Annotated in this window: 33 protein-coding genes; 1 reads left to right on the plus strand and 32 read right to left on the minus strand. The window is 55.4% G+C overall.

What is annotated here, in order from left to right; all coding sequences use genetic code 11:
* Positions 1–159: 159 nt before the first annotated feature.
* Positions 160–1,110: a hypothetical protein gene (locus JNL86_10965; GenBank protein MBL8043426.1), complete on the plus strand. Its 951-nt coding sequence runs from the start codon at positions 160–162 to the stop codon at positions 1,108–1,110.
* A gap of 19 nt (positions 1,111–1,129) precedes the next feature.
* On the opposite strand, the gene JNL86_10970 is transcribed toward JNL86_10965, so the two are convergent.
* From JNL86_10970 to rplE, 32 genes are all read right to left on the minus strand, one after another.
* A complete protein-coding gene (locus JNL86_10970) occupies positions 1,130–2,389 on the minus strand; it encodes a GAF and ANTAR domain-containing protein (GenBank protein ID MBL8043427.1) in 1,260 nt (419 codons plus the stop codon).
* Between the two features lie 7 nt (positions 2,390–2,396).
* Positions 2,397–3,554, minus strand: coding sequence for a 3-dehydroquinate synthase (locus JNL86_10975; protein ID MBL8043428.1), 1,158 nt, complete (start codon positions 3,552–3,554; stop codon positions 2,397–2,399).
* A gap of 268 nt (positions 3,555–3,822) precedes the next feature.
* On the minus strand, positions 3,823–5,775 hold the full coding sequence (pilQ, locus tag JNL86_10980; GenBank protein MBL8043429.1) for a type IV pilus secretin PilQ: 1,953 nt from the start codon (positions 5,773–5,775) through the stop codon (positions 3,823–3,825).
* On the minus strand, positions 5,772–6,386 hold the full coding sequence (locus tag JNL86_10985) for a pilus assembly protein PilP (GenBank protein MBL8043430.1): 615 nt from the start codon (positions 6,384–6,386) through the stop codon (positions 5,772–5,774). The genes pilQ and JNL86_10985 overlap by 4 nt, the downstream gene beginning before the upstream one ends.
* 41 nt (positions 6,387–6,427) lie before the next feature.
* Positions 6,428–7,051, minus strand: a complete 624-nt coding sequence (pilO, locus tag JNL86_10990) for a type 4a pilus biogenesis protein PilO (GenBank protein MBL8043431.1) — start codon at positions 7,049–7,051, stop codon at positions 6,428–6,430.
* 1 nt (position 7,052) lies between these two features.
* Positions 7,053–7,607 (minus strand): PilN domain-containing protein, encoded by a 555-nt coding sequence (locus tag JNL86_10995; protein MBL8043432.1) that lies wholly within the window; start codon positions 7,605–7,607, stop codon positions 7,053–7,055.
* Positions 7,604–8,701, minus strand: coding sequence for a type IV pilus assembly protein PilM (pilM, locus tag JNL86_11000; protein ID MBL8043433.1), 1,098 nt, complete (start codon positions 8,699–8,701; stop codon positions 7,604–7,606). The genes JNL86_10995 and pilM overlap by 4 nt, the downstream gene beginning before the upstream one ends.
* A 13-nt stretch (positions 8,702–8,714) precedes the next feature.
* Positions 8,715–8,930, minus strand: coding sequence for a MerR family transcriptional regulator (locus JNL86_11005; protein MBL8043434.1), 216 nt, complete (start codon positions 8,928–8,930; stop codon positions 8,715–8,717).
* A gap of 134 nt (positions 8,931–9,064) precedes the next feature.
* Entirely contained in the window at positions 9,065–9,946 is an 882-nt protein-coding gene (gene rapZ / locus JNL86_11010) for an RNase adapter RapZ (protein MBL8043435.1), read from the minus strand.
* Positions 9,918–10,469, minus strand: coding sequence for a ribosome-associated translation inhibitor RaiA (raiA, locus tag JNL86_11015; protein MBL8043436.1), 552 nt, complete (start codon positions 10,467–10,469; stop codon positions 9,918–9,920). Before raiA ends, rapZ begins: the two co-directional genes overlap by 29 nt.
* Before the next feature lie 102 nt (positions 10,470–10,571).
* Positions 10,572–12,092: an RNA polymerase factor sigma-54 gene (gene rpoN / locus JNL86_11020; GenBank protein MBL8043437.1), complete on the minus strand. Its 1,521-nt coding sequence runs from the start codon at positions 12,090–12,092 to the stop codon at positions 10,572–10,574.
* Positions 12,093–12,110: 18 nt separating this feature from the next.
* A complete protein-coding gene (gene lptB / locus JNL86_11025; protein ID MBL8043438.1) occupies positions 12,111–12,878 on the minus strand; it encodes an LPS export ABC transporter ATP-binding protein in 768 nt (255 codons plus the stop codon).
* 14 nt (positions 12,879–12,892) lie between these two features.
* Positions 12,893–13,369: a hypothetical protein gene (locus JNL86_11030; GenBank protein ID MBL8043439.1), complete on the minus strand. Its 477-nt coding sequence runs from the start codon at positions 13,367–13,369 to the stop codon at positions 12,893–12,895.
* Between the two features lie 103 nt (positions 13,370–13,472).
* On the minus strand, positions 13,473–14,045 hold the full coding sequence (gene lptC, locus JNL86_11035) for an LPS export ABC transporter periplasmic protein LptC (protein MBL8043440.1): 573 nt from the start codon (positions 14,043–14,045) through the stop codon (positions 13,473–13,475).
* A 182-nt stretch (positions 14,046–14,227) separates the two neighbouring features.
* On the minus strand, positions 14,228–14,674 hold the full coding sequence (gene rplQ / locus JNL86_11040; GenBank protein MBL8043441.1) for a 50S ribosomal protein L17: 447 nt from the start codon (positions 14,672–14,674) through the stop codon (positions 14,228–14,230).
* 18 nt (positions 14,675–14,692) lie between these two features.
* Positions 14,693–15,682, minus strand: coding sequence for a DNA-directed RNA polymerase subunit alpha (locus JNL86_11045; protein MBL8043442.1), 990 nt, complete (start codon positions 15,680–15,682; stop codon positions 14,693–14,695).
* 94 nt (positions 15,683–15,776) lie between these two features.
* Positions 15,777–16,403, minus strand: coding sequence for a 30S ribosomal protein S4 (gene rpsD / locus JNL86_11050; protein MBL8043443.1), 627 nt, complete (start codon positions 16,401–16,403; stop codon positions 15,777–15,779).
* A 79-nt stretch (positions 16,404–16,482) separates the two neighbouring features.
* On the minus strand, positions 16,483–16,866 hold the full coding sequence (gene rpsK, locus JNL86_11055) for a 30S ribosomal protein S11 (GenBank protein ID MBL8043444.1): 384 nt from the start codon (positions 16,864–16,866) through the stop codon (positions 16,483–16,485).
* A 40-nt stretch (positions 16,867–16,906) separates the two neighbouring features.
* Positions 16,907–17,296 carry a 30S ribosomal protein S13 gene (gene rpsM / locus JNL86_11060; protein MBL8043445.1) on the minus strand — a complete coding sequence of 130 codons (390 nt, stop codon included), beginning with the start codon at positions 17,294–17,296 and terminating at the stop codon, positions 16,907–16,909.
* 135 nt (positions 17,297–17,431) lie between these two features.
* On the minus strand, positions 17,432–17,545 hold the full coding sequence (gene rpmJ / locus JNL86_11065) for a 50S ribosomal protein L36 (protein ID MBL8043446.1): 114 nt from the start codon (positions 17,543–17,545) through the stop codon (positions 17,432–17,434).
* An 18-nt stretch (positions 17,546–17,563) separates the two neighbouring features.
* Positions 17,564–17,782 (minus strand): translation initiation factor IF-1, encoded by a 219-nt coding sequence (gene infA, locus JNL86_11070; protein ID MBL8043447.1) that lies wholly within the window; start codon positions 17,780–17,782, stop codon positions 17,564–17,566.
* A 21-nt stretch (positions 17,783–17,803) separates the two neighbouring features.
* On the minus strand, positions 17,804–18,559 hold the full coding sequence (gene map / locus JNL86_11075; GenBank protein ID MBL8043448.1) for a type I methionyl aminopeptidase: 756 nt from the start codon (positions 18,557–18,559) through the stop codon (positions 17,804–17,806).
* Positions 18,556–19,212 (minus strand): adenylate kinase, encoded by a 657-nt coding sequence (locus JNL86_11080; protein ID MBL8043449.1) that lies wholly within the window; start codon positions 19,210–19,212, stop codon positions 18,556–18,558. Before JNL86_11080 ends, map begins: the two co-directional genes overlap by 4 nt.
* 6 nt (positions 19,213–19,218) lie before the next feature.
* On the minus strand, positions 19,219–20,532 hold the full coding sequence (gene secY, locus JNL86_11085; protein ID MBL8043450.1) for a preprotein translocase subunit SecY: 1,314 nt from the start codon (positions 20,530–20,532) through the stop codon (positions 19,219–19,221).
* On the minus strand, positions 20,525–20,974 hold the full coding sequence (gene rplO, locus JNL86_11090) for a 50S ribosomal protein L15 (GenBank protein ID MBL8043451.1): 450 nt from the start codon (positions 20,972–20,974) through the stop codon (positions 20,525–20,527). Before rplO ends, secY begins: the two co-directional genes overlap by 8 nt.
* Positions 20,971–21,180, minus strand: coding sequence for a 50S ribosomal protein L30 (gene rpmD / locus JNL86_11095; GenBank protein MBL8043452.1), 210 nt, complete (start codon positions 21,178–21,180; stop codon positions 20,971–20,973). Before rpmD ends, rplO begins: the two co-directional genes overlap by 4 nt.
* Complete coding sequence (rpsE, locus tag JNL86_11100; GenBank protein ID MBL8043453.1) at positions 21,180–21,683, minus strand: 30S ribosomal protein S5; 504 nt, start codon at positions 21,681–21,683, stop codon at positions 21,180–21,182. The genes rpmD and rpsE overlap by 1 nt, the downstream gene beginning before the upstream one ends.
* Before the next feature lie 76 nt (positions 21,684–21,759).
* Complete coding sequence (locus JNL86_11105) at positions 21,760–22,125, minus strand: 50S ribosomal protein L18 (protein MBL8043454.1); 366 nt, start codon at positions 22,123–22,125, stop codon at positions 21,760–21,762.
* 9 nt (positions 22,126–22,134) lie between these two features.
* Positions 22,135–22,671, minus strand: coding sequence for a 50S ribosomal protein L6 (rplF, locus tag JNL86_11110; GenBank protein ID MBL8043455.1), 537 nt, complete (start codon positions 22,669–22,671; stop codon positions 22,135–22,137).
* Between the two features lie 56 nt (positions 22,672–22,727).
* On the minus strand, positions 22,728–23,123 hold the full coding sequence (gene rpsH / locus JNL86_11115) for a 30S ribosomal protein S8 (GenBank protein MBL8043456.1): 396 nt from the start codon (positions 23,121–23,123) through the stop codon (positions 22,728–22,730).
* 48 nt (positions 23,124–23,171) lie between these two features.
* Positions 23,172–23,357, minus strand: coding sequence for a type Z 30S ribosomal protein S14 (locus JNL86_11120; GenBank protein ID MBL8043457.1), 186 nt, complete (start codon positions 23,355–23,357; stop codon positions 23,172–23,174).
* A 58-nt stretch (positions 23,358–23,415) separates the two neighbouring features.
* Positions 23,416–23,907: a 50S ribosomal protein L5 gene (rplE, locus tag JNL86_11125; GenBank protein ID MBL8043458.1), complete on the minus strand. Its 492-nt coding sequence runs from the start codon at positions 23,905–23,907 to the stop codon at positions 23,416–23,418.
* Positions 23,908–23,926 lie beyond the last annotated feature (19 nt).

Consider the following 23,926-nt stretch of genomic DNA (forward strand, 5'->3'; position numbering starts at 1 on the left):
TAGCGTCTGTGAAAATTCAGGACGTCGTTGTCCTGCCTTCACCGCACACGGGAGAGGTCTATACGCCCCTTTCCATCATCTTGTCAAGCAGCTCTTCAGCCATTTCTGCCTCTTCGTGAGTGAATCCTGTGATACACTACGCCGCATGCAGGCCTGTGTATGATGAACATGTTTTTCTTGAGCCGTCGCTACGCATTGACCCTGTGCGTTTTCCTGTCTCTGTTCGTGACCGGTTGCGCCACCGGCCCCCAACGTGATGTGACCATCCAGGAATCGGCCAGAGGCGGAGTGTATCTCGAGCGTATCCCGACACGCCAATTTCAAGCCTCACACCCGGTCCGACTTGCCCCCGAACTCATTGCCAAGACCCTGCAAGGTGTCCAGATCCGCGAGGGAAAGGGCCTGCTTCAATCTTTCAGCGCCCAGCAAAACCAGGCGACCGCCGTCTTCTCCCAGGAGGATATCGCCCTTTTCGCTCCTGCCATTGCGGATGGATTGAATCAAGCCGCGTCGGACCAGCAAGTAGGCTTTCGCATCGTGCAGACAGGAGACATCGTGATGCGGGACAGAACCGGCGCCGGGGTCGGGGCAGGGACAGCCTCCCCCCAACGGAATCAGGACAGCATCACCGCCGGAAGGCTATTCGTCTATGGGCGATCGTTGTACCTGACGATTCACCAGTTCCGCCAGTACACAGAGTCGCCCGACACCATCAACATGCCGAATCGCCGCCTTCCCGAGCCGACCGGATTGAGACATCGAACGGTGCTGTTCATGCCGGAATCCGCACTCCGCCCCGACAGCTACGCGCCGCCCTTTGCCGCGGAAGACGGGCTGACCACACTGGTCATTGACTATGATGCTCTTGCGAAAACGCCCGCCGTTGCACTGCCCACACTACCTTCTCTGCCTGAACCGGCTCCTGCCGTGGCGCCGACGGCGACACCTGCCACTGCGCCGCCGCTTCACGAGGATGTGCAACAGATCAAGGCCCAGATGAAACAAAAGGAATTAGAAGTAGAGGAGCTGCGAAAGGAGTTGCAGGAAATCAAACGTCAGCTGGGAAAGCAGCCGACCAAGGGCGGCCAGCCCCCTTCAAACAAGCCGTAGCGCCATCAACCGGCCGCTGTCACCCCCGGTTCTTGTCTGCCCGGTCTTCAATTTCACCCGCCAGTAAAATCGCTTCGGCAATCTCCCGCATGGACTTGCGTAGGTCCATACTCTGTCGCTGAATCAGCTTGAACGCCTCCTCTTCAGACAGGCGTTTGGACCGCATGAGATACCCCTTGGCCCTGTCGAGCAACTTGCGGACTTGTAATGCCTCTTGCATCTCAAACGACTTCTCTAACAGCGTCGTGTGCTCGATGGAGATCGCCGCTTGATTGGCGATGGCCTGCATGAGCTTCACATCCTCCGACGAAAACGTATGGGGTTTCGACGTATACGTATTGATGACCCCGATGGCTTTTTCCCGCACCAGCATGGGGACACAGAGCAGCGAACAAAGGCCTTCCTTCGCGGCCATGTCCGGGTACATGTAGGAGCCTTCTTTGGTGACATCCGGAACGATGATCGGCCGGCGATCCTGAACCGCGCGCCCGCTGATACTTTGGCCGATCTTCACATTGGGCTTGCGCCGGTATTGCTCGCTCAAGCTTTGTGTGGCCGCGATACGAAGTTCACCGGTCGGCTGATCCAACAGGATGATGGAACAGATTTTCGACCCCATCATTTGCGCCGTCATCGTCACAATCAGCTGCAACACATCTTCCATCAGACGATTCGATGAGACGGTCTCCGACACTTGAGACAAGGTGTCGAGTTGCAGCGCCTTGCGGGTCATCTGATCGTAGAGTCGAGCGTTCTCGATCGCACCGCCGACCTGCGTCGCGATGGTCGACAGCAGGGCCAGCTCATCGGGGCGGTACCGTCGGGACCGTTTGTGTTGCACATTGATGACGCCGACCACCTCCTGCTTGGTCGTGATCGGCACGGAGACAAATGCCTGATAGCGGTCTTCCGGCAGGTTGTGAAAAAACTTGAACCGCGAATCGTCACTCGCGCTGTTCGGAATCACCACGCGCGTTCTCTCGCGCGCAACCCAGCCGGTGATCCCCTCTCCCAATCCGATCGTAATGCGCCCGATGAGCTTCGGATGGGGATTCTTGGAGGCTCGAAGAATCAGCTCGTCCCGGTTATCGGACAGCAAATACAGCAGACAGGCATCCGCTTTCGTCGCTTCCACCACTACATCGACGATATGCCGGAGGACGGACTCCAGATCGAGCGTGCTACTGATCGATTCGCTGATACGATGCAGGACATCGACTTCGCGTGTCTTTTCACGCAACGCCTGTTCCAATTGAGTTACGGTTCGCTTCGGTGCCATGAGGCTCCTACCGCCCCCGCCGTTTGTCGGTGACGGCACCTCGAATTCGTGGTTCGCGGCGCCGAATGGACGTAAACCAGGCGCGAGTCTCCTCCTTGACCAAGCCAACCACCCGCACCGTTCCGATGGTGTCCGGAACCACGCAATACACGGTTCCTGCCGAAACTTTCTTGTCCTGCTGCATGGACTCCCACAGGGCAGAGAACGAGACGTCCGGCAGACGGGCAGGCAACCCCGCCGCCTCGACCAATCGGCACACACGAGTTACAACGTCTTCATGGCAGTAGCCCAGGTGTCGCGCCAAATCAGCCTCATACACCATTCCAACCGCGACCGCCTCGCCGTGGATCAGCCCTTTGTATCCGCCAAGCGATTCCAAGGCATGGCCGATCGTGTGCCCGAAATTCAGGATTCGCCGGCGATCAGCTTCACGCTCGTCTTCCGACACCACCTCTGCCTTAATTTCACAGGACCGTTTCACAATGTGTGCGACCGCGGCATTGTCCAGCGCTAAGATCTGCTCGATGTGCTGTTCCAAATATTCAAAAAACGACCGGTCGGCGATTACCCCGTACTTAATGACTTCCGCCAATCCTGCAATCCATTCACGCGAAGGCAAGGTCTTGAGCGTAACCGGATCAATCAGTACGGCCTGAGGCTGATTGAACGCACCGATCAGGTTCTTCCCTTTTGGATGATCCACTCCTGTTTTTCCCCCGACACTCGAGTCCACTTGCGCAACGAGACTCGTCGGAACTTGCACAAAAGGGATTCCCCGTTGGTAGATGGCCGCAGCGAATCCTGTGAGATCGCCGATCACGCCGCCTCCTAAGGCCAGCAGCGTGGAACTGCGCTCAAACCTGGCGTCCACCAATGCGTCCATGACTTTCGCGATGGAGCGCAGGGTTTTCGTGCGCTCACCGGGCGGCAAGATGATCGGCACAACCGTGAAACCGGACGCCTGTAACACGCGCATCACCGGTTTCAGGTAATGTCCGGCAAGATTACGATCGGTGACCACCCCAACTTTGCCGCTACGACCCAGCCGCATGAGTTCCGCGCCGAGATCCTTCAGCAGCCCGCGCCGAATACGGATATCGTAGCTGCGTGCCCCCAGTGCTACGTGGATCGTCTGCTGAGACATATCGGTGCTATCTGTGGCCATGAATCGTCAATCAGGAACTCAGGGACGGGCTAATCGCACCCCGTCAACTCTCGCCACACCCACAGGAAGCCGTCGGGACGATCCGGCAACTCTCCGACGGGGAGCAGCCGGATGGACGATTTCAAGTCCGGGTGTTTACTGGAAGAAGCTGCCTGGAAGGAGCGCCACGCAGGAGGGGGGATAAGACAGCGTAAATGGGAATCGCCCCCACTGAGACGGTGCACCATCGTCAATGGGGGCGATTATTAACGTGCTGTGCTAGAACCTGTCAAGTTGTCGTGCGAACGATCGTCGGCGTCAGGAAGATCAGGAGTTCCTGCTTCGACACATTCTCAGTCTTGTTCTTGAACAACCATCCCAAGACCGGGATTCGCGACAGATAGGGGATGCCCGCGACGTTGTTCGACTGGGTATCCACAAAGACTCCACCGATCACCATCGTCTCCCCGTCACGGACCAACACCTGGGTGGTCGCTTCACGACGATCGATGCTCGGACCGGCAGGGTTGCTCCGGGCGCCGACTGCATTCCTGGTCGCGCGCACCTTCATGAGGATCTGCTTGCCGATTTCTTTCGGATCGCGTGAGGTGATCTGGGGCGTCACGTTCAACTCAAGATTGGCGTCCACAAAGGTCGTCTGTGTACCCTGAAGCGACGTCGTCTGGAAGGGAATGGATTCACCCTGCGCGATCTTGGCATCCCGCTTATCCAACGTCGTGATCTTGGGTGCCGCGATGACTTTGGTCAACCCCAAGAGTTCGCCGGCCGACAAGCGGACATCCAACATGGCCCCGTCGGTTTTCCCGATCGAGAATCCCGCACCAGGCACCGACGGCAAGCCGGGGTTCGCCGGCAGGTTGATCAGAAAGTCCGAGACCTGCGCACCGAAGGCTCCGGTGGTGCCGGTCTTGAACGCAGAGGTTCCGCTGGCGCCGCCAAGTTGGTTCACGTTCTGAATGCCCCATTGCACACCGAGCGAACGCGTGTACGTCGTATCCGCCTGGACGATCCGGGCCTCAATCTGCACTTGGGGGACTTCCAGGTCGACACCGTCCAACAACTGCCGCAGGACTTCCAACTTGGATTCCGTATCGCTGATGATCAGCGCGTTGCTGGCTGCGCTGACGGTCATCGTACCTCGGGGGCTCAGATTCTGCCGCAACGAGGTGTGGACTTCGGTTGCGTTGAGATTCCGAATATAGAACACGCGCGTGACGATCGGCTCAGCCTTGGCCTTGGAGTCCTTGGCACGCGCTTCTTCGTCCTGCTGCTTGGCAATATTCTGCAGGGTATCAACCCACACGATGTTGCCTTGGCGAATCATGCCCAAGGCGTTCATCTTCAGGAGCATGTCGAGCGCCTGATCCCATGGCACGTTGGCTAACTTCATGGTGACCTTGCTCTTGACGCCTTCACCGACGACAATGTTGAAGCCGCTGACCTCTGCAATCAATCGCAGCACGTTGCTGATGTCGGCTTGCTGAAAGTCGAGCGAGATACGGCGTCCGACGAACCGCGACGACCCGTTCACAACCTCATTGCCCTCAGGCTTTCGGTCTTCCTTCTGGACAACTTCGGAGGTCAACTGCACCGGCATAACACGGAACAGTGCTTTGGATGCCTTATGCGCCGCCGGCATCGAAGGCGACGCCACTGCCGGCTCAGTCGTCACAGGCATATCCGCGTCGGCGGCCTTTTGATCAGCCGATGCCTTCGGCGCAAGCGTCAGGATCAGGCGCCCATCAATTGAATCGACGCTGTGCTCGGCAGGCTGTGCGAGATCCAGCACCAACCGCACTTTGTCCTGGTGATAGCCAAATCGTACCCGCGACAGGAGGGCGTGACCGACAGCCAACTGGGACTGGTGCCGCTCCGACTGCATGTGCGGCATATCGAGCACCATCCGGCGGTCCCCGAGCATTTTGACCGTGTGCGCAAACACCCCGTTGCCGGTCAACACCAGCGAGAGCCGCTCGCCCTCAGGCTTGACCTCTACCTTGGTCAACAGGGTCGCGGCGGAGCTGGCTACGCCCGTGTGCGCCTGATCGGAACCGACGACCTCCGCAGCCCCTGCAATCTGCTGGTCGGAAGCCTGTGAGAACCCGGCCAATCCTGTCGTCTCGGCGGATGTCGCGAGCGGCACGTACCCGGCGAGCCCCAGGATTCCGGCCATCACGGTGACACTCAGCAGCGGATGAACACCAACCTGTGATTGTTTCATTCTGTACCCTCTTTCGGGTGCAGGAGCTTCACATATTCTCGCTCCTGTTTGTTCCCGTACACATCCGTGAACCGCTCTTGAACGATAATGCCTCGTTCGGTGATTGAACTAACCACGCCGTTGTTCGGCCCGATTCGCGTCCCGCGGCGGATGCTGTAGCCCTTGCCGTCCGGCGTCTGAACCATGGCCGTGTACCCGTAATTGCCCCAGAGCACACCAATTAAACTCAATTCCGTGAGGCCGACACGTTGCAGCGGCGGCAGACTCGCGTCTTGCTCCACCTGTTGTCCGAGTTGGATCATCGGCAGGAACGGATCACGACGTCCCGAAGGATCATAGGATGTCCCTGAAAACTCCATCGACAGCGAGTCCCCCGGCTGCGAGACTGTGGCCTCGGCGCGTGGAGCGGGAGCATCGACTACCGGCGCCGACTTCTGCCCCTCAGGCAGCGGCATGATTTTCAAGGAATCCGCCGGCCGCATAGATGCGACCTGCCGTAAGTGCGGGAGAGACTTCGATTCGACCGGAAGCGTGAGGCCGACAACCGCCAGCACGGCCGCCCCGATACGCACCGGCTGTCTCCAGTCATTCCACCATCCTCGTGTCTTCACGGTGCAACCCCTTACGTTGGACATGAGCCGGACTCCATTCCTCACTTCGGCTTCGCCGCAGGAGCCGGCGCAGTGGCCTTCTTTTCCTGGGGAGCGGCATACGCAACCAAGTCGAACACCGTCTGCGTTACGACTCGACCTTGATCGACCCGTGCCGCGCCGATTCGCACATCCTGCACCGTCACGATGCGGGACAACTTGCTGATGCGATCGAAGAATATCGCTGCCGTATGGTATCCACCCGCCACTTCCACGTTGATAGGCATCCGGATGAACAGCTTGGACGGATCTTCGGCTTGCGTGCCCGGCTTCCACAACTTCACATCAAGGCCCAACCGAAGCCCCAGATCAGAGACTTGCTTGAGCAACATCACCGCTTCCTCTTCCGGCGGGAGGCGCTCCTTCTTGGCCGCCAATTCGATTTCCAATTGTTTATTGGCCGCCACGAGTTCATCCAGGTGTTTGACCTTGAGCGTCAGGTTCTGGATCTCCGTATCCAACTGAGCGACCTGCCCTTGCACGGCTTCGAGCTCGACGGTCTTGGGATCGACGACGTAGAAATAAAACCCGACGAGGATACCCGCCACCAGCAGTCCAAGCAACGCAACCTTTTGGCCTGTCGGAATGCTGCGGAGGCTGTCTAAGCTGATTGCATTCAGACTCATGTTAGCCTTTCATCGCCAGGTCGAGACGGAATTGATAGGTATTCATCTTGTTATCGAGACCCGCCCGGCTTTCCATCAACTTGATGGCGCCGAACTGATCGGTCCGCCGAAGGTTATTCACAAATTCGACGACGTCATCGTTGGTCAAGGCACGCCCCTCAAGCTCGACGCTGTTACCCTTGAGATTCAGCCGTACCAGCCAGACTTTAAGGGGATTCAGGCTCTGGCTAACATGGTCCAGCACCTTGACGGGCCCTGTCCGGCTTTTCTCCAACTGATCGATGATACGGTTCTTGGCTTCGAGCTGCTTTTTTCTCTCTTCAAAGTCCTGAACCGCCTTGACCTGCTCCTTCAGCTGCGCCACCTGCTTATCCTTGAGCTGCTTCTCTGCCTGCTTGGCCTGAATATCTTCATCGAGCGACGACGCATAGAACCAGCAACCGGTCAGGGTGATCAGCAGCACGCCGACACCAATCAATGCCTCTGCCCGTACATCCCACTGCGGCTTGGCTTTTCTGGACCGGGGTCCAGTTGCGAGTAAGTTGATTCTAATCATCGGTCCCCCACCGTCCGCAGTGCGAGGCCGACCCCGACTGCCGCAAGCGGCCCCATCTCCGCCAACTGATCAGGATCGACGTTGCACTGTGAGGTGTCGATCTCGTTAAAGGGATTCGCGATCTCGACATCCACGTGCATTCGATCGCGAAGCTGTTGAGCCAGCCCCTTCACTTTGGCTCCCCCGCCGAACAGCAATACTCGGGCGATATCGTTGTCAGACGACGTGGTCTTGAAGTAGTCAATCGTCCGTGCAATCTCCGACGCCACCTCGGCATTGACGCTCTCCATCACGGCAGCAAGTGTATGATCGTCATCCTGATCATTTTTCTTGAGTTGTTCCGCTTCCTCGAACGACACTCCCATCTCCCGCTGCACCGCCTCGGAGTACCGATTCCCGCCCAGCGGGATGTCACGGGTGAAAAGGGAGACGCCGCCGCCCACGATATTCACGTTCATGACGCTGGCCCCGATGTTCACCAGAATCGTGGTGTCATCCTGAGTCGTCGGAGAGGTCACGCCGTACATGTTTTCCACCGCAAAGGCATCGACGTCCATCACGATGGGAACCAGCCCCGCCGCCTTGACCAACTCGGTCAATTCGTTGATTTTGTCTTTTTTTGCCGCAACCAGCACGATCTGCATTTCGCTCTGCTCGTCCGGATTCTCAGACGGAGGTAACACGTAAAAATCGAGATTCACTTCATTGATATCGAAGGGGATGTACTGCTCCGCGGCCAGCCTTACTTGCGCATCCAATTCCTCATCCGGCATCGGCGGCAGGGTGATTTTCTTCACAATCACCGCATGACCGGAAATCGACACCGCCACTTGCTTCAGTTTCACGTTTTGTTCGGCCAGCAATTCCTTGATGGCCGAGACGACACGCCCTTCATCCATGACCGTACCATCCACGATCACCTCGGGCTCGAGTTCCTTCACGCCGAATTTCTGCAGGATGTGGTGCCCCCTCTGCTCCTTGATCTGCACGAGCTTGATGCTGCTTGAACCGATGTCCAGCCCCAGCAATTGGCGCTGCGGGGAAAACATCGACAGGAACTCCAGATCGCCCAAGTGTTTCAGTGAATCCAGCATGCTCATGTCCTCTCTACGCGACCTCTTTGCGCCCGCCACTCATCACATGCTTGATTTGTTCGACATTCTCCGCCGTGTACACGCGCCAGTTTCGCCAATCACGCGGCGGTCCGGTAATCACTCCCTCGCGCTCCCAGCGGAACAGGGTCGCGCGCGAGATATCGAACATCTCGCAGACCTCATTGGTCTTGTACAATTTCCGTTTCGGAATTTCGTTTAGCTTCTTCACTGACGGCCTCAAACGCCTCTATTCATCGCATAATTCCAGCCCACGAAATTAAGTATAGTTGATATAGTCCACCTGTCAAGAAAGTGGACTGCGAGGGAATGTGAGGGTGAAAAACGACGAAACAGCGCTGTGGGCTAGGGTTTTTGGAGGTCCCTGTTCGTCACAGTCACGTCATAGCCGAGGGCGGCAAATTGTGCCTGGAGGCGCAAGGCGATGGTCACGGACCGATGCCTCCCGCCGGTACAGCCGATGCCGATACTGAGGTAGCTACGTTGGTCCCGCTCATAGAGTGGGATCAGAAACCCGAAGAGTTTCTCCAGGTGTTCCAGGAGTTGACCCGTCATAGGATCGCCGAATACATACTGCTGCACTCGTGCATCTTCACCAGTCAGCGCTTTCAGCTCCGGAACAAAAAATGGATTACGAATGAAGCGAACATCGAAGAGGAGATCGATGTCATAGGGCACGCCGAATTTATAACCGAACGTCACGAGAGAAATGGTCATACGGCGGACGGTCGTGTCCTGCCGAAATTCACGGATCAGCAAGTCACGCAACTCATGCACCGTGAGTGTTGAGGTATCGATGACACGGTCGGCATGCTTTCGTAGTTCGCTCAAACGCTCGCGTTCAAACCGCACCCCTTCCAACACAGGCATGTGAGGCAGCAACGGGTGCGGGCGACGGCTCTCCGAAAACCGGCGAACCAGCACTTCCTCTCGCGCTTCGAGAAACACCAATTGCAACACATGTCCCTTCGCCTTGAGTTCACCGAGAACGTTGGCTAAATCGCCGAAGAAGACCCGTTCTCGAATGTCGATCCCGAGGGCGACATTCTTTATCTCACCACCCTGTTGGTTGCACAATTCGACGAACGTGGGCAGAAGAGCCGGAGGGAGGTTATCGACGCAAAAGTAGCCTGCGTCTTCGAAGGCTTTGAGGGCGTGGCTCTTTCCGGATCCGGAAAGGCCGCTGATGACGACGAGATTAAGCGCGGCCATGAGAGGTGCGAGCACGATCGCTCGCGGGATCGATCAAGGATAATCTTCCGTTCGGCAAGCGCTGCAACACCTGGATTGTTCCCGACAACGCGTTCACAAACATCAACAGACCCAGTTTCGACCCGCTGAACGTTTCAACCGCCTCCTCGAGCGTGAGGAACTCGAGTTTCGGGCGGACGACTTCAAGCCCGTTATTCTCCGCTCGCGGAGCCTTTTTCGCCACGGCACGCACACGGGCGACATCGCCAACTTTGTGATTCACCTTCCGCTCTTTCAGCTTTCGCAGCTGGGCGCCCAGCTTATCAACCACCTCGTCGATCGACGCATACATTTCTTCCGTGGAGGTCTTCGCCTGTAACCGCCGCCCCTGCACAACTCCCACCACTTCTGCGACATGGTGGAACTTCTCCAGACTCAAAAGAATCTGCAGCGTTCCCAGCTTGAGTCCATAGCGATCGAGCCGCTCCATGCGTGTTTCGATATAGTCCCGCAGCGCAGGAGTGACCGCCACATGCCGTCCCGTAATCATCAATCGCATGCCATCCTCATTTCTCGGGCCGCCGGCACTCCCCTGTGCTCAAGCCCGTCGCAATATTATGCCCTCACAGAGCCGCCTCCGTGAGAAGCGGCGTTGAGTCGGTCAGAAAAATTTCCGTCGTTGTGTAGCCGAGGGAATATTGTCTTCCGCGCGATACTTGGCAACCGTCCGACGGGCGATCAAGACTTGTTGCGTGCGAAGTTTCGCCGCAATTTCTTCATCCTTGAGAGGCTTGCGGGCATCCTCTGCCGCCACCATCTGCCGAATCATTTCCCGAACCGTAAGCGACGACAGCATGTCCGTCGGCTGATCTGCCCGCTGCAACCCGGCATTGAAAAAGAACTTCAGCTCCAGCATGCCCTGCGGGCAATACATATATTTATTCGCCGTGACCCGACTAATCGTCGATTCATGCATACCGATGTCTTCGGCCACCTGTTTCAACACCAGTGGCTTCAGATACTGAATCCCGTGTTCAAAAAATCCTTCCTGAAATTTCACGATACTGGACACAACTTTCACAATCGTCTTATTGCGCTGCTCAATGCTCCTGATGACCCATTGCGCCGCACGGAGCTTGTCATCTAGATATGCCTTGGTCTCCGCCGATCCGGACTGTCCTGAAGACATCAGTTGCTTATAATAGGGACTAATCCGCATCCGAGGGAGGCCGTCGTCATTGAGCAACACCTCCCACACCCCTTCGTTCTTGACGACGAACACATCCGGCACAATGGCATAGTTCTGCGTATTGGAAAAGGGACGCCCCGGTTTCGGTTCAAGGCCTTCGATAATCCGAGTCGCTTCGAAGACATCGTCCATCGAGATGTTCAACGCTTTGGCGATGCGGTTGTATTGTTTCTTCTCCAAATCCTTGAGGTGGTGCAGCACGATCGCTTCCAGCACCGACCCTTTCAGGACGCCGGGTCTGGCGCCAAGTGAGCCTATTTGGCTTCGACCTAAAAACTTCAATTGGAGCAGCAGACACTCCGATAAGTCCCTTGCCGCAACCCCGTTCGGATCAAATCCCTGCACGTCTCGCAACACCGATTCCGCTTCAGTCACGGGGTAGTCGGTACCCGTTACCAGTTCTTCCAGCGTCATGCGCAGATATCCGTCATCGTCGAGGTTTCCGATAATCAGCCGCCCGATCGCTTTCTCCCGATCGGACAGACCCGACAGGGATAATTGCCAGACAAGATGATCCTCCAGTGAGGTCGACTTTGCGACAGTTTGCTCATACGAGGGAAACTCTTCTTTGGACGAGGAGTTATACTCTGTTTCACCACGGCGCATATCCGTGTCGAAATAATCCTCCCAGCTCGACGCTGAAAACTCTTCCGCGTTCTCACCACTTTCTGCCGGCTTGTCATCCGCTTCGCTGCGTGCCTCTCCGGAGAGCGTGGTCGTCGTGTCCGGCTGTTCACGCTCCGTCGTCGTCGCCTCCTCGGCTTCTTCAGTCTCTGCGACGAGTTCGTCCAGCAAAGGATTTTCCATCAGATGCTGCTGCAGGCTTTGCTGAAGTTCCAATCGCGACAATTGCAGCAACTTGATTGCCTGCTGCAATTGCGGCGTCATAATCAGTTTTTGACTGAGCCTCAGATCCAGTCGCAGCTTCATCACACACTCGCTCCCTGCCTGCTACAGGCGAAATCCTTCGCCCAAATACACGGCTCTGGCCATCTCGCTTTTCTCGATCACCCCGGGAGGGCCGGCCTCCAGAATCGTGCCCTCATTGATGATGTAGGCACGATCGGTGATCGACAAGGTTTCCCTCACATTATGATCCGTAATCAACACCCCGATATGGCGTTGCTTCAACCGGATAATGATTTGCTGAATATCGGCCACCGCAATAGGATCGATACCGGCAAAGGGTTCATCCAACAACATAAACAATGGATTGGTTGCCAACGCCCTGGTGATCTCGAGACGTCGACGTTCCCCCCCAGATAGCGCATAGGCCTTGCTTTTTCGAATATGCACCAGATCCAGTTCTTTCAGCAACGTCTCGACCCGTTCCGTCCGCTCACTTCTCGAATATCCCAGCATTTCGAGAATCGCAAGGATATTGTGTTCCACCGACAGTCGACGAAACACCGACGATTCTTGGGGGAGGTAGCCGATTCCCCGCCGGGCCCGTCGGTACATCGGCAGGTCGGTGATTTCGCTGCCGCTTAATGAGATTTGTCCCTCATCCGGCTGACACAGGCCTACCATCATATCGAAGATCGTGGTCTTCCCAGCGCCGTTCGGTCCCAATAGACCAACGACTTCGCCGGCCTGCACATCGAGCGAAACCCCTTTGACGACCTTTCGTCCGCGAAAACTCTTCACTAAGCCGCTGGCAGCAAGTCGATCCGGCGCCCCGGGAGACGGAGAGCCAGTCTCCTGCGCGTGTGGAGTCACCACCTTCGTTTCGATCACCGCTTCCCACCGCCTTCACCCTCGATGATCACCCGGGAATCGCCTTCGACGACGCTGCGATCTTCATCCAGGAACATGATGATCTGCTTGCCCGAGACACGGGTTCCCTTTTGCCAAGCCACGGGATCACCTGTGAGGACTATCTTCTTTTGATCTTCGTAGTACACCGCTTTTTGACAGGTAGCGTGGCCATCTTCTTTTTCAATGTTGACCCGCCCGGTTGCCTCAACCATTCGAATACTGCGCTCAGATACCGCGGGGGCCGTGTCACGATCCTTTTGGCCATGGCCATTCGCGCCCGCATTGGACGGCACCTTCGCACTCGTCGTACTTCCGGCATTCTTGTTGTCAGCCCCGTTACGGCTGGGGTGAAACGACACCACCATGTGATCGGAATGCACCACCAGTCGCCCTCTGGTCAACACCACGGCTCCATCAAAAATTGCCGTGTTTTCTTGATTACTGACAGTCATGGTTCGAGAAGTGATCGTCGTAGGTGCGCCATTCGTCTCGGACTCTTTGGCCTGTCGAGTATCAGCACCATGGACCAACGGGACGGTGGCCACCGCGCCGACACTAAGAAGCAGGCACCACATCCACGCGTACGTCATCCAAGACCTGAAATTCCTCGGTGTCCATCTTTCCCAATAACCCGCGTCCCGTAACCTGCAACCCATGCCCTTGAATAGTGACATGGTCTGGAGTTTGGATTTCATGCCGCGCATCCGTCCACGCAAGATGATTTGTCTGAATGGTATAGCCACTTTGCATTTCAACCACAATCGGTGTGGTCTTATTCGATAATTGAAAATTCTTACTCTGGGTGTCCAGCGTCCCTTCGTCGCCTGACAGGGTCAGTTCTTTTCCTTGCACACCGTACAAGGTGATCTGCACGTTGCTCAGAACAGCGCGGCTCTCCTTTTCGTACAGACGTGCCTGTTCCGCCTGCACTTTCCACTGCACAAGATCGCCTTTGGTCTGAGTAAAGGTGAAATCCTGGATTCTGGCGTCGGCGGACTCGCTACCGACCGGAGTGACTGAACGCGACGCCGCACCGGGATTTGAGCGTGTGATGAGCAAAAACCCGAGAAATGCCGCCAGAACCACACTAAGTGCGAGAAGACCTCGTCGAATCCAACGTTCCCACATGGAAAAAAGCCCATAATTTAAAGAGCTTCCCAGCCGAGTGCCTGGTGGCATGATAGTAGCATTCCGGCAGAGTCAAGTAAACCAAACACCTGGCAATCAGTGGAGGAAAATCGAGGATGGGAGGAAAACAGGGAAGGGCAAACGCCACGGCGACCATCAGGGCCGCCGTGGCATTTTCGCGCTTAGCTTTCTGCAGGAGTAGACGTCTTTTCGGTCGTCTCTTTTTTCTCAGTCGCCGCCGCATCAGTGGCCGGAACCGCTTTTGGCTTTTCCGGTCTGGTCACCAATTCAATGGCCACCATCTCTGCCGCATCGCCAATCCGACGACGCGTCCTGATGATTCGTGTGTACCCACCAGGCCGATCACGGAAGCGTGAGGCAACGTCGCTGAACAACTTCGACACCACGGCCTTGCTGCGCAAGAAGCTGAGGGCACGCCGACGAGCGGGCAAACTCCCCTCTTTCCCGAGGGAAATCATGCGATCAGTGAACCCGCGAATTTCTTTGGCCTTCGCTTCCGTGGTTTCGATTCGCTCCTGTTCCAACAACGAGGTCACAAGACTCCGGAACAGAGCCCATCGGTGTTTGGTTTGACGTCCGAGCTGTCGACCCTTCTTTTTGTGGCGCACGGTAGTCCTGTTCCTTTCTTACTCTGAACGCACGCCCGCGTCGCCGGACGGCAAGGCGTCAACTTTCATTCCAAGGCTCAGTCCCATTTCAGTCAGGATTTCCTTGATTTCATTGAGCGACTTTTTCCCGAAATTCTTGGTCTTCAACATTTCGGCTTCGGTCTTCTGAACCAAATCGGCAATCGTCTTGATATTGGCATTCTTGAGACAGTTGGCTGCCCGAACCGACAGTTCCAACTCGTTCACACTTCGGTAGAGATTCTTATTCACTTCATCGGAAAGATCTTCACCGCCGACAGCGGGTTTCGCATCGGTCCGTTCCTCAGGATTAATGAAGATATCAAGATGTTCACGAAGAATACCCGCTGCATTGGACAAGGCATCCCGCGGAGAAATCGTCCCGTCGGTCCAGATCTCAAGGGTCAGCTTGTCGTAATCGGTCATACGACCGACACGGGCATTCTCCACATGAAAGTTCACCCGCTTGATCGGAGAAAAAATCGAATCGATGGCAATGACGCCGATCGGCAAGCCTTCTTCCTTGTTTCGTTCCGCCGGGACAAAACCTCGGCCATGCTTGATGGTCATTTCCATATCGAGCGCGGCATCCTTGTCCAGCGTGGCGATATGCAAATCGGGCGTGAGAATCGTCACATCTCCATCGTGAGTGATGTCCGATCCTTTCGCTTCGCCAGGCCCCTTCTTCTTCAAGCGAATCGTCTTCGGTTTGTCACCTTGCAAGGCCAACCGAAGGCTCTTCACATTCAAAATAATCGTCGTGACATCCTCGGTAACACCCGGAATCGTAGAGAATTCGTGCAGCACTCCCTCAATCTTGACGGTCGTCACTGCAGCCCCTGTCAAGGAAGACAACAACACACGGCGAAGAGAATTCCCCACCGTGGTGCCAAATCCTCGTTCAAATGCCTCGGTCGTAAATCTGCCGAATGTCGGGGAAAGAGTGTCCTTATCGACTTCCACCCGCATGGGGATCTGAAAGTCTTTCATCGCTTTAATCATGACTCCCCCTTCATTAACTCGTGTGTGCCCATATATCGTTCAGCCATAGCGGCGAAAGCCAGCAGGCGCCAACCATGGGTTCCTAGCGTGAGTAGAGTTCAACGACCATCTGCTCGTTGACTGGGAGCACGATGTGCTCCTTGGTGGGCAAGGACCGAATGGTCCCTTTGCACGCTGCCCTGTCCAACTCAAGCCACTCCGGAATACCACGACCATCGACTGCCGCCAATGCGCCCTGAATGGGGAGCAATTCACGGCTCTTCTCCCGAACCTCGATCGAATCTCCGGCTTTGACGAGGGCCCCAGGCGCCTTCACCTTCCGTCCGTTGAGCATCAAGTGGCCATGATTGACCAATTGCCTGGCTTCCTTTCTTGATGCACCGAAACCGAGCCGATATACAACGTTATCCAACCGGCACTCCAACAAGCGCAACAACGTATCGCCGGTCACGCCGGTCTGACGCTCGGCTCGCTCAAAAATGCCACGGAACTGGCACTCCTGGAGGCCATAGATTCTTTTCAGTTTCTGCTTCTCGCGTAACTGCAGACTGTAGTCGGATGTCCGCTGGCGAGCCTGACCATGCTGCCCAGGGGGATAACTCCGGCGCTCGATGGCGCACTTCTCGGTCATGCAACGAGACCCCTTCAAGAAGAGCTTTTCGCCTTCTCTCCGACACAAGCGGCAGACAGGTCCACTATATTTTGCCACGCTACTACCCCTCCTCTACCTCAACAACGTACGTACGACTAGATCGGCAACGATTATATTTTCACGCTGGAAGGCTGGCCTACACACGCCGACGCTTCGGCGGGCGGCAACCGTTGTGAGGGATCGGCGTGACATCGCGAATCAAATTGATGCGCAATCCAGCACTCTGCAGCGAACGAATGGCAGACTCTCGTCCCGCGCCTGGACCGTTGACGTACACATCCACCTGGCGCATCCCATTTTCCATCGCCTTCCGTGCCGCAGCCTCTCCCGCTCGCTGAGCCGCAAACGGCGTGCTCTTACGTGATCCCTTAAATCCCTGGTTCCCTGAGCTGGCCCATACCACCGTGTTGCCGCTCATATCGGTAATGGTCACAATCGTATTATTGAACGATGCTTGGACATGCGCCACTCCGCTTTGGACAATCTTGCGTTCCTTCTTCTTCCCCTTCTTCACACTCATAGCTTCTCCCTCAGCGCATGGCGCCTGATCGTTCTAACTCTTAGCCTCTGGAACCCGCGGGCTTCTGCGGCTTGCTACCGACACCAGCGCGACGACCTTTGCGGGTGCGCGCATTGGTTTTCGTCCGCTGTCCGCGGACCGGCAATCCCTTGCGATGCCGCAACCCACGAAACGTTCCAGTATCGACCAATCGCTTAATGTTCATCGAGACTTCTTTTCGCAAGTCACCCTCGACGCGATAGTCACGTTCGATGACTTCTCGAATTTTCACGATTTTGTCTTCACTGACATCTTTCACGCGAATGGATCCATCGACCCCTGCTTTTTTGAGGATCTCCCGAGCGGCGACTCGACCGATTCCATAGACGTAGGTCAGTCCGATTTCGATTCGCTTGTCTTTTGGCAAATCCACGCCAGCAATACGTGCCATAATTACCCCCTAATTCCTTCACTTCCTCGCATGGTAGGCTGGCTCGCCCAGTGTTTCAGCGCCACATTCGACGGAACCGTGTCGAATGACACTCCATGGTCGAAGACACCATGTGCCAAGGCAGCCGACATCGAGTTATCCCTGCCGTTGTTTGTGACGAGGATTGGCGCAGAGCACCCGCACCACCCCACGCCTGCGGACCACTTTACATTTTGCACAAATCGGCTTCACTGACGACTTGACCTTCATAGCAATTCCATTTCTCCACTACTTGAAGCGATAGGTAATCCTGCCCCGTGTTAAGTCATAGGGCGATAATTGCACTGTCACCTTATCGCCGGGAAGGATACGGATAAAATGCATGCGCATTTTCCCTGAAATGTGCGCCAAAATCCGGTGCCCATGCTCCAGCTCTACGCGGAACATTGCGTTCGGAAGCGTCTCAGCTACCGTGCCGGTCACTTCTATGACATCTTCTTTTGGCACGTATTGGCAACTCCCCCCGTCTTAATGTGACAACTGTGAAAGAATCCGCGCAGGCCCGCTGGGCTGGATGGCGATCGTATGTTCAAAATGTGCTGATAGACGTCCGTCTTCGGTCACCGCCGTCCACCGATCTTCCAAAATGCGTACGGCACTTCCTCCCATATTGACCATCGGCTCGATGGCTAGCACCATTCCAACTTGTAGACGAGGCCCTTGCCCAGGGCGCCCATAATTGGGAACCTGCGGTTCCTCATGGAGCTGCCTTCCTATACCATGACCAACAAATTCAGTCACTACCGTAAATCCAGCTTGCTCCACGTGACTCTGTATAGCATGAGACACGTCTGAGAGGCGATTACCGACCACGGCCTTCTCGATCCCGCAGTACATGGCAGCCTCAGTGACCTGAATAAGACGCAAGGCCTCAGCTCTTACGTTTCCTACCGGAACGGTAACCGCCGAGTCTCCGTAAAATCCTGAAACGATGGCCCCGAGGTCTAGCCCAATGATATCGCCATCTTTGAGCTTGCGTTTCGAAGGGATGCCGTGCACGACCTGTTCGTTGACTGAGGCGCAAAGGGTCTTGGGATAGTTCCGATAACCCTTGAACGCAGGAACCGCCCCCCTTGAACGTATAGCTTCCTCAGCCATACGATCCAAATCATCTGTCGTGACCCCTGGCACAACCTTTCCTTTGAGTAACTCCAGCACCTCAGCCACAACCCTGGAGGCATGCGCCATCAGCGCAACCTCGTCCGGCGTCTTGAATACGATCATTTATGGCCAAGCCCAGCGAGCAAGCTTGAGAGCCTACCGTACACCTGCTCCATTTCGCCAGCGCCATCGAGATGACTGAGGACTCCCTTCTGCTCGTAGTATGCAATCAAGGGAGCCGTCTGCTCGTCATACACTTTTAAACGGGCCTCGATAGTCTCCGGCTTGTCATCGCTTCGTTGAACGAGGGGCTCGCTGCAGCGATCACACTGTCCCACGACCTTAGGTGGAGCAAAGTCAACGTGAAACACGCTCTGACACTTCGGGCAGCTTCGGCGACCACTCAACCGCTTGACGATGTCCTCACGAGAAACTCGAAAATTGACGACACGATCAAGACTGAGCCCTTTTTGGCTCAACATTGCCTGGAGTTCTTCAGCTTGGGGGACGGTTCTCGGAAACCCATCGAGAATGAATCCCTTCTCACACGAACGCTCGGACAGTTTTTCTCGGACCATACCGATCACGACGGAATCGGGAACCAGTTTCCCGGCGTCCATACTTTTCTTGGCTTCGATTCCCAGCACGGTCTGATTCCGAACGGCTTCACGCAGCAGATCTCCGGTGGAAATCTTCGGCCATCCGTACTGAGCGGTAACCCGATCAGCCTGTGTCCCTTTGCCAACGCCTGGAGCACCGAGAAATACAATTCGCATGCAGACCTACGTTGTCCTGCCTCGGAGTTTTCCCTTTTGGAGGAATCCGTCGTAGTTTCGGTTCAACAAATGGGATTCGATCTGTTGCGCGGTATCCAATCCTACTCCGATCACGATGAGGAGAGACGTGCCGCCGAAATAAAATGGCATGTTCAATTTATAGATCAGAAACTCCGGAATCACACACACGATGGCCAAATAAATCGCACCGGCGAAGGTAATTTTCGTAAGGACGGAGTAGATGTAATCAGAGGTTCGTTGTCCGGGCCGAATACCAGGGACGAAACCACCATATTTTTTTAAATTATCTGCCATATCGACCGGGTTCATGACTACCGCAGTGTAGAAGAAACAGAAAAACACGATCAGGCCGACATACATCAGGGTATATAACAACGAACCAGGCGCGAGTTGAGCGCCAATGGCCTTGATCCACGGTGTTTCAAAAAACCCGGCGATGGTTGCCGGAAATGCGATGATCGACGAGGCAAATATCGGAGGAATAACCCCCGCTGTGTTGATCTTCAGCGGAATATGCGTACTCTGTCCGCCATAGACTCTACGGCCGATCACACGCTTGGCATATTGCACCGGAACTTTTCGCCGGCCACTCTCCAGAAACACGATCGCCGCAACCACGCCGAACATGACGACGGTCAGGACGATCAACAAGGGGAAACTCAACTGCCCAACCTTGTACAAGTCGAAAGTCTGGGCGACGGCCGCAGGTAATCTGGCGACAATGCCAGCAAAAATAATCAAGGAAATGCCGTTACCGATGCCTCGTTCTGTGATCTGCTCTCCGAGCCACATCAAGAAGCCGGTGCCGGCACACAAGGTGATGACCGTCATAAAGCGGAAACCCCAGCCAGGTCCCAGCACAAACGCTCCCTGGTTCATCTGCTCGAGACCGACGGCGATCCCGAATCCTTGAATCAAGGCAATGACGATCGTACCAAAGCGAGTATATTGAATGATCTTTTTACGTCCGCGCTCCCCCTCTTTTGCCAGCTTTGAAAGATGCGGGATAACGACGGTCAGCAGCTGCAGAATGATAGAGGCGCTGATGTAGGGCATAATGCCCAGCGCAAAAATCGTCAACCTCGAGAGGGAGCCACCTGAGAAAATGTCCAAAAACCCAAGCAGGGCTCCGCCCTGTTTCTGCAGAAAATCAGACAGGGCTTCGCCGTTAATCCCAGGCGTGGGAATGTGCGCACCGACGCGGTACACAATCAACATTCCAAGCGTGAAGAGTACGCGCGTGCGAAGCTCAGGAATCTTGAAAATGTTTTGGAAACTGGCTAGCAGACGCTCAAACACAGGGAATGACCTCGGCCCTCCCCCCGGCTGCCTGAATCTTTGCCTCCGCTGATTTGCTGAATTTATGAGCCTGGATCACCAGTGGCTTGGTCAGCTCACCTTGAGCCAGGATCTTAATCAGCTCTCCTTTGCGTCGAACAAGGCCTTCATTCATCAAGAGTTGGGGCGTAATAGCTTCGGTCGTTTCGAGACCAGCCAAGCTTTTTAAGTTGATGATCGTGTATTCAGTTCGAAATTGATTCGTGAATCCATATTTGGGAACCCGACGGATCAAGGGCATTTGGCCACCTTCAAAGCCGGGGCGCTTTCCACCGCCAGACCTGGCCTTTAACCCTTTATGCCCCTTAGTGGCCGTCTTCCCATGACCCGAGCCTGGGCCACGTCCGATTCGCTTTCGCTTGTGTTTCGCTCCGCGAGAGGGAGCAAGATCATGCAACTTCATTGGGGACTCACTTCCAGTAAATAGCCGACCTTCGCGATCATACCTTTGACTTGATCACTGGCAGGTCTCAGCACCGTGGCGTTGAGTTTTCTCAGCCCTAAGCCCCTCAATACGAGCCGATGCTTGTACGGCGTACCAATGGGGCTTCGCTTCAGGGTAATTCGTAGGCTCTGTTGAGAGCTTGCTGATTTCTTTTCAGTAGTCATTAGACGTGCACCTGCGCATCGCTGCCAACCGTGCGTCGGAGTCGCATCACTTCCTGTGGATCACACAGCTGTTGCAGTCCATTAAGGGTCGCCCTCACTGCGTTGAAGGGGTTTCCCCGCCCAAGGGTTTTGGCGATAATATTGTGAGCCCCGGCCAATTCGACCACAGCACGAACGGCGCCACCGGCAATGATCCCGGTACCATCCGCAGCCGGCTTTAACAAAACATGTTCGGCGCCAAAAAGGCCGTGCACTTCGTGAGGAATGGTTCCCGCCTTGATCGGCACCTTGACCAAGTGCTTCTTGGCCTGCTCGACGGCCTTGGAAATGGCTACCGGGACCTCGGCCGCCTTTCCTTTGCCGACTCCGACATACCCTTGCCCGTCCCCCACGACGACCAGGGCGCAAAAGTTGAAGCGCTTTCCGCCCTTCACAACCTTTGCGACGCGGTTGATGAATACCACTTTGTCTTTTAAGCTTAATTCTTCGGGATTCACTCGCACAACGTCATTCTCCTTTAGGTCGTCTCATGCGCTACCGACGAACAGCGGACGGCAGCCTTCTGGACATACGTTTCCCCTAAAACTGCAGGCCCCCTTCACGAGAGGCATCGGCCAGAGCCTTTACGCGTCCATGATAGAGGCGTCCGCCACGATCAAAGACGACGGTCGAAACCTTCGCCGCCTTTGCGCGTTCGGCAATCAGCTTACCAACCGCCTTGGCCCCTTCAATTCCACCCGTCGATTTCACTGATTTCCGGAGTGACTCGTCAAGCGTCGAGGCAGCGGCCACGGTATGACCGCGGAGATCGTCGATAATTTGCGCATAGATATGGGCACGGCTCCGAAACACGTTGAGCCGAGGGCGATCGGTCGTACCAGCTACGGATTTTCGAACCCGCTGTTTGCGACGGGCTAATTTTCTATTTTTCTCTTGAGTATTCATGAGCTGCCTCTACTTGCCGGTTTTGCCGGCCTTCTTTCTCAATACCTCACCAGCGTAACGAATGCCCTTTTGCTTGTATACGTCGGGAGGTTTAATGGATCGAATATTTGCCGCGACCTGTCCTACGAGACGCTTATCTATGCCGCGGATAGAAATCAAGGTCTGCTTGTCGACTTTGACATCAATTCCCTGAGGAACCGTGTAGGTCACAGGATTGATGTAGCCAACGTTGAAGCTCATCTCTCTACCCTGGAGCTGAGCCTTGTATCCGACACCAGTTATCTCTAAGGCTTTTTCGTAGCCCTTTGTCACCCCTTGAACGATATTGCTCAGCTCAGCACGAACCAAGCCATGCATCGCACGGAGATCTCGGGCATCTCCCGCTCGGTTCACGACAAGATGTCCATCATTCACGGCAACACTTAATCCGTCGGTCAACTTCCAGTCCAGCTTGCCCATTGGCCCTTTGACCGACACCAGACGACCGGCGACTTTAACATCCACCCCCGCTGGCACTGAAATTGGTTTCCGTCCAATCCTCGACATACGATCCCCGTTACGTTTCTTCGATCCAGTTATTACGGCGCCTTAACAAGGCCGTTTCACCACACAGAACAAAGTACTTCCCCGCCCAATCCGGCCTTTCTGGAATCCGCATCCGTCATCAGACCCTTTGATGTCGAGATGACGGCCAGACCGATGCCATTCCTGACCTTTGGGACGTCCTCTCGCCCAACGTAAACACGACGCCCCGGCTTGCTGACTCGTCGCATACCCGTGATCATCGGTCTCGCTTCGTCAACGTAGCGAAGTTGAACGGAGAACATTGGGTGCCCGTTCTCCTTTTGCTCATCGAATCCTTGAATGAAACCTTCCCGCCCAAGGATATTCAGAATTTGCCGCTTGACCTTTGAAACTGGGATTTTGACGACATCCTGGCGTCGACGAGCGGCATTCCCAAGACGCACCAGCAAATCAGCAATCGGATCAGTTATCATTCGTTCCTCTTTTACACTCGCGAGCTCATGCTCACCCCTCTTGGGGGATTACCAACTTGACTTACGCACCCCAGGAATCTCACCCTTGAGGCTCAAGAATCTGAAACAAATACGGCACATGCGAAAGCGACGCAAAAACCCTCTTACCCTGCCGCAAATGCCACATCGATGATAATCGCGACAAGAAAACTTTGATTTTACGGCCGCTTTATTCTTCAGCGCTAATCTTGACACACAATCCCCCTTACTCGCGCCGCGACAGATCGCGGGCAAAGCTATTCACCAACGTCCATTAGGTCCGAAACGGCATCCCAAGGTGTTTCAACAGTGCTTTGCCCTCATCGTTCGTTTGCGCTGTGGTCACGATGGTAATGTCCATTCCGTGAATGGAGGCCACACTGTCGTACTCGATCTCCGGAAAAATCAATTGCTCTTTCAATCCCAAGGTGTAGTTCCCGCGCCCGTCGAACGCCTTTGGAGAAATCCCGCGGAAGTCTCGAATACGCGGGAGAGCGAGAGTAATCAACCTGTCTAGGAACTCCCACATTCTTCGGCTACGCAGCGTAACTTTGGCGCCAATCGGCATACCCTGCCGTAATTTAAAACCAGCAATCGCCTTCTTGGCTCTTGTGGTTACAGGTTTTTGGCCGGTGATAATACCCAGCTCGTTCGCCGCACTCTCGAGCAATTTCACGTTTTGGATGGCTTCGCCCATGCCGACATTGAGCACGATGCGGTCGAGCCGGGGAACTTGCATCAAATTCCCATAAGCAAATTCCTTCATCAGGGCTGGAATGACCTGA

This window comes from Nitrospira sp. (assembly GCA_016788885.1).
Classification (GTDB): domain Bacteria; phylum Nitrospirota; class Nitrospiria; order Nitrospirales; family Nitrospiraceae; genus Nitrospira_A.

Excerpts from the sequence above, each read along its gene's own strand:
- pilQ (MBL8043429.1), bottom strand. The coding sequence starts at position 5,775 with ATGAAACAATCACAGGTTGGTGTTCATCCGCTGCTGAGTGTCACCGTG.
- rpmJ (MBL8043446.1), bottom strand. The coding sequence starts at position 17,545 with ATGAAGGTCAAGTCGTCAGTGAAGCCGATTTGTGCAAAATGTAAAGTG.
- pilO (MBL8043431.1), bottom strand. The coding sequence starts at position 7,051 with ATGAGTCTGAATGCAATCAGCTTAGACAGCCTCCGCAGCATTCCGACA.
- JNL86_10995 (MBL8043432.1), bottom strand. The coding sequence starts at position 7,607 with ATGATTAGAATCAACTTACTCGCAACTGGACCCCGGTCCAGAAAAGCC.
- map (MBL8043448.1), bottom strand. The coding sequence starts at position 18,559 with ATGATCGTATTCAAGACGCCGGACGAGGTTGCGCTGATGGCGCATGCC.
- pilM (MBL8043433.1), bottom strand. The coding sequence starts at position 8,701 with ATGCTGGATTCACTGAAACACTTGGGCGATCTGGAGTTCCTGTCGATG.
- JNL86_10975 (MBL8043428.1), bottom strand. The coding sequence starts at position 3,554 with ATGGCCACAGATAGCACCGATATGTCTCAGCAGACGATCCACGTAGCA.
- rplO (MBL8043451.1), bottom strand. The coding sequence starts at position 20,974 with ATGAAGTTGCATGATCTTGCTCCCTCTCGCGGAGCGAAACACAAGCGA.
- rplE (MBL8043458.1), bottom strand. The coding sequence starts at position 23,907 with ATGAAGGAATTTGCTTATGGGAATTTGATGCAAGTTCCCCGGCTCGAC.
- raiA (MBL8043436.1), bottom strand. The coding sequence starts at position 10,469 with ATGCGATTGATGATTACGGGACGGCATGTGGCGGTCACTCCTGCGCTG.
- JNL86_11080 (MBL8043449.1), bottom strand. The coding sequence starts at position 19,212 with ATGCGAATTGTATTTCTCGGTGCTCCAGGCGTTGGCAAAGGGACACAG.
- JNL86_11030 (MBL8043439.1), bottom strand. The coding sequence starts at position 13,369 with ATGACTGTCAGTAATCAAGAAAACACGGCAATTTTTGATGGAGCCGTG.
- rpmD (MBL8043452.1), bottom strand. The coding sequence starts at position 21,180 with ATGACTACTGAAAAGAAATCAGCAAGCTCTCAACAGAGCCTACGAATT.
- lptC (MBL8043440.1), bottom strand. The coding sequence starts at position 14,045 with ATGTGGGAACGTTGGATTCGACGAGGTCTTCTCGCACTTAGTGTGGTT.
- JNL86_10970 (MBL8043427.1), bottom strand. The coding sequence starts at position 2,389 with ATGGCACCGAAGCGAACCGTAACTCAATTGGAACAGGCGTTGCGTGAA.
- JNL86_11045 (MBL8043442.1), bottom strand. The coding sequence starts at position 15,682 with ATGAAAGACTTTCAGATCCCCATGCGGGTGGAAGTCGATAAGGACACT.
- rpsH (MBL8043456.1), bottom strand. The coding sequence starts at position 23,123 with ATGATAACTGATCCGATTGCTGATTTGCTGGTGCGTCTTGGGAATGCC.
- rpsK (MBL8043444.1), bottom strand. The coding sequence starts at position 16,866 with ATGAGTGTGAAGAAGGGGAAGAAGAAGGAACGCAAGATTGTCCAAAGC.
- rplF (MBL8043455.1), bottom strand. The coding sequence starts at position 22,671 with ATGTCGAGGATTGGACGGAAACCAATTTCAGTGCCAGCGGGGGTGGAT.
- rpsM (MBL8043445.1), bottom strand. The coding sequence starts at position 17,296 with ATGGCACGTATTGCTGGCGTGGATTTGCCAAAAGACAAGCGAATCGAA.
- JNL86_11105 (MBL8043454.1), bottom strand. The coding sequence starts at position 22,125 with ATGAATACTCAAGAGAAAAATAGAAAATTAGCCCGTCGCAAACAGCGG.
- JNL86_10965 (MBL8043426.1), top strand. The coding sequence starts at position 160 with ATGATGAACATGTTTTTCTTGAGCCGTCGCTACGCATTGACCCTGTGC.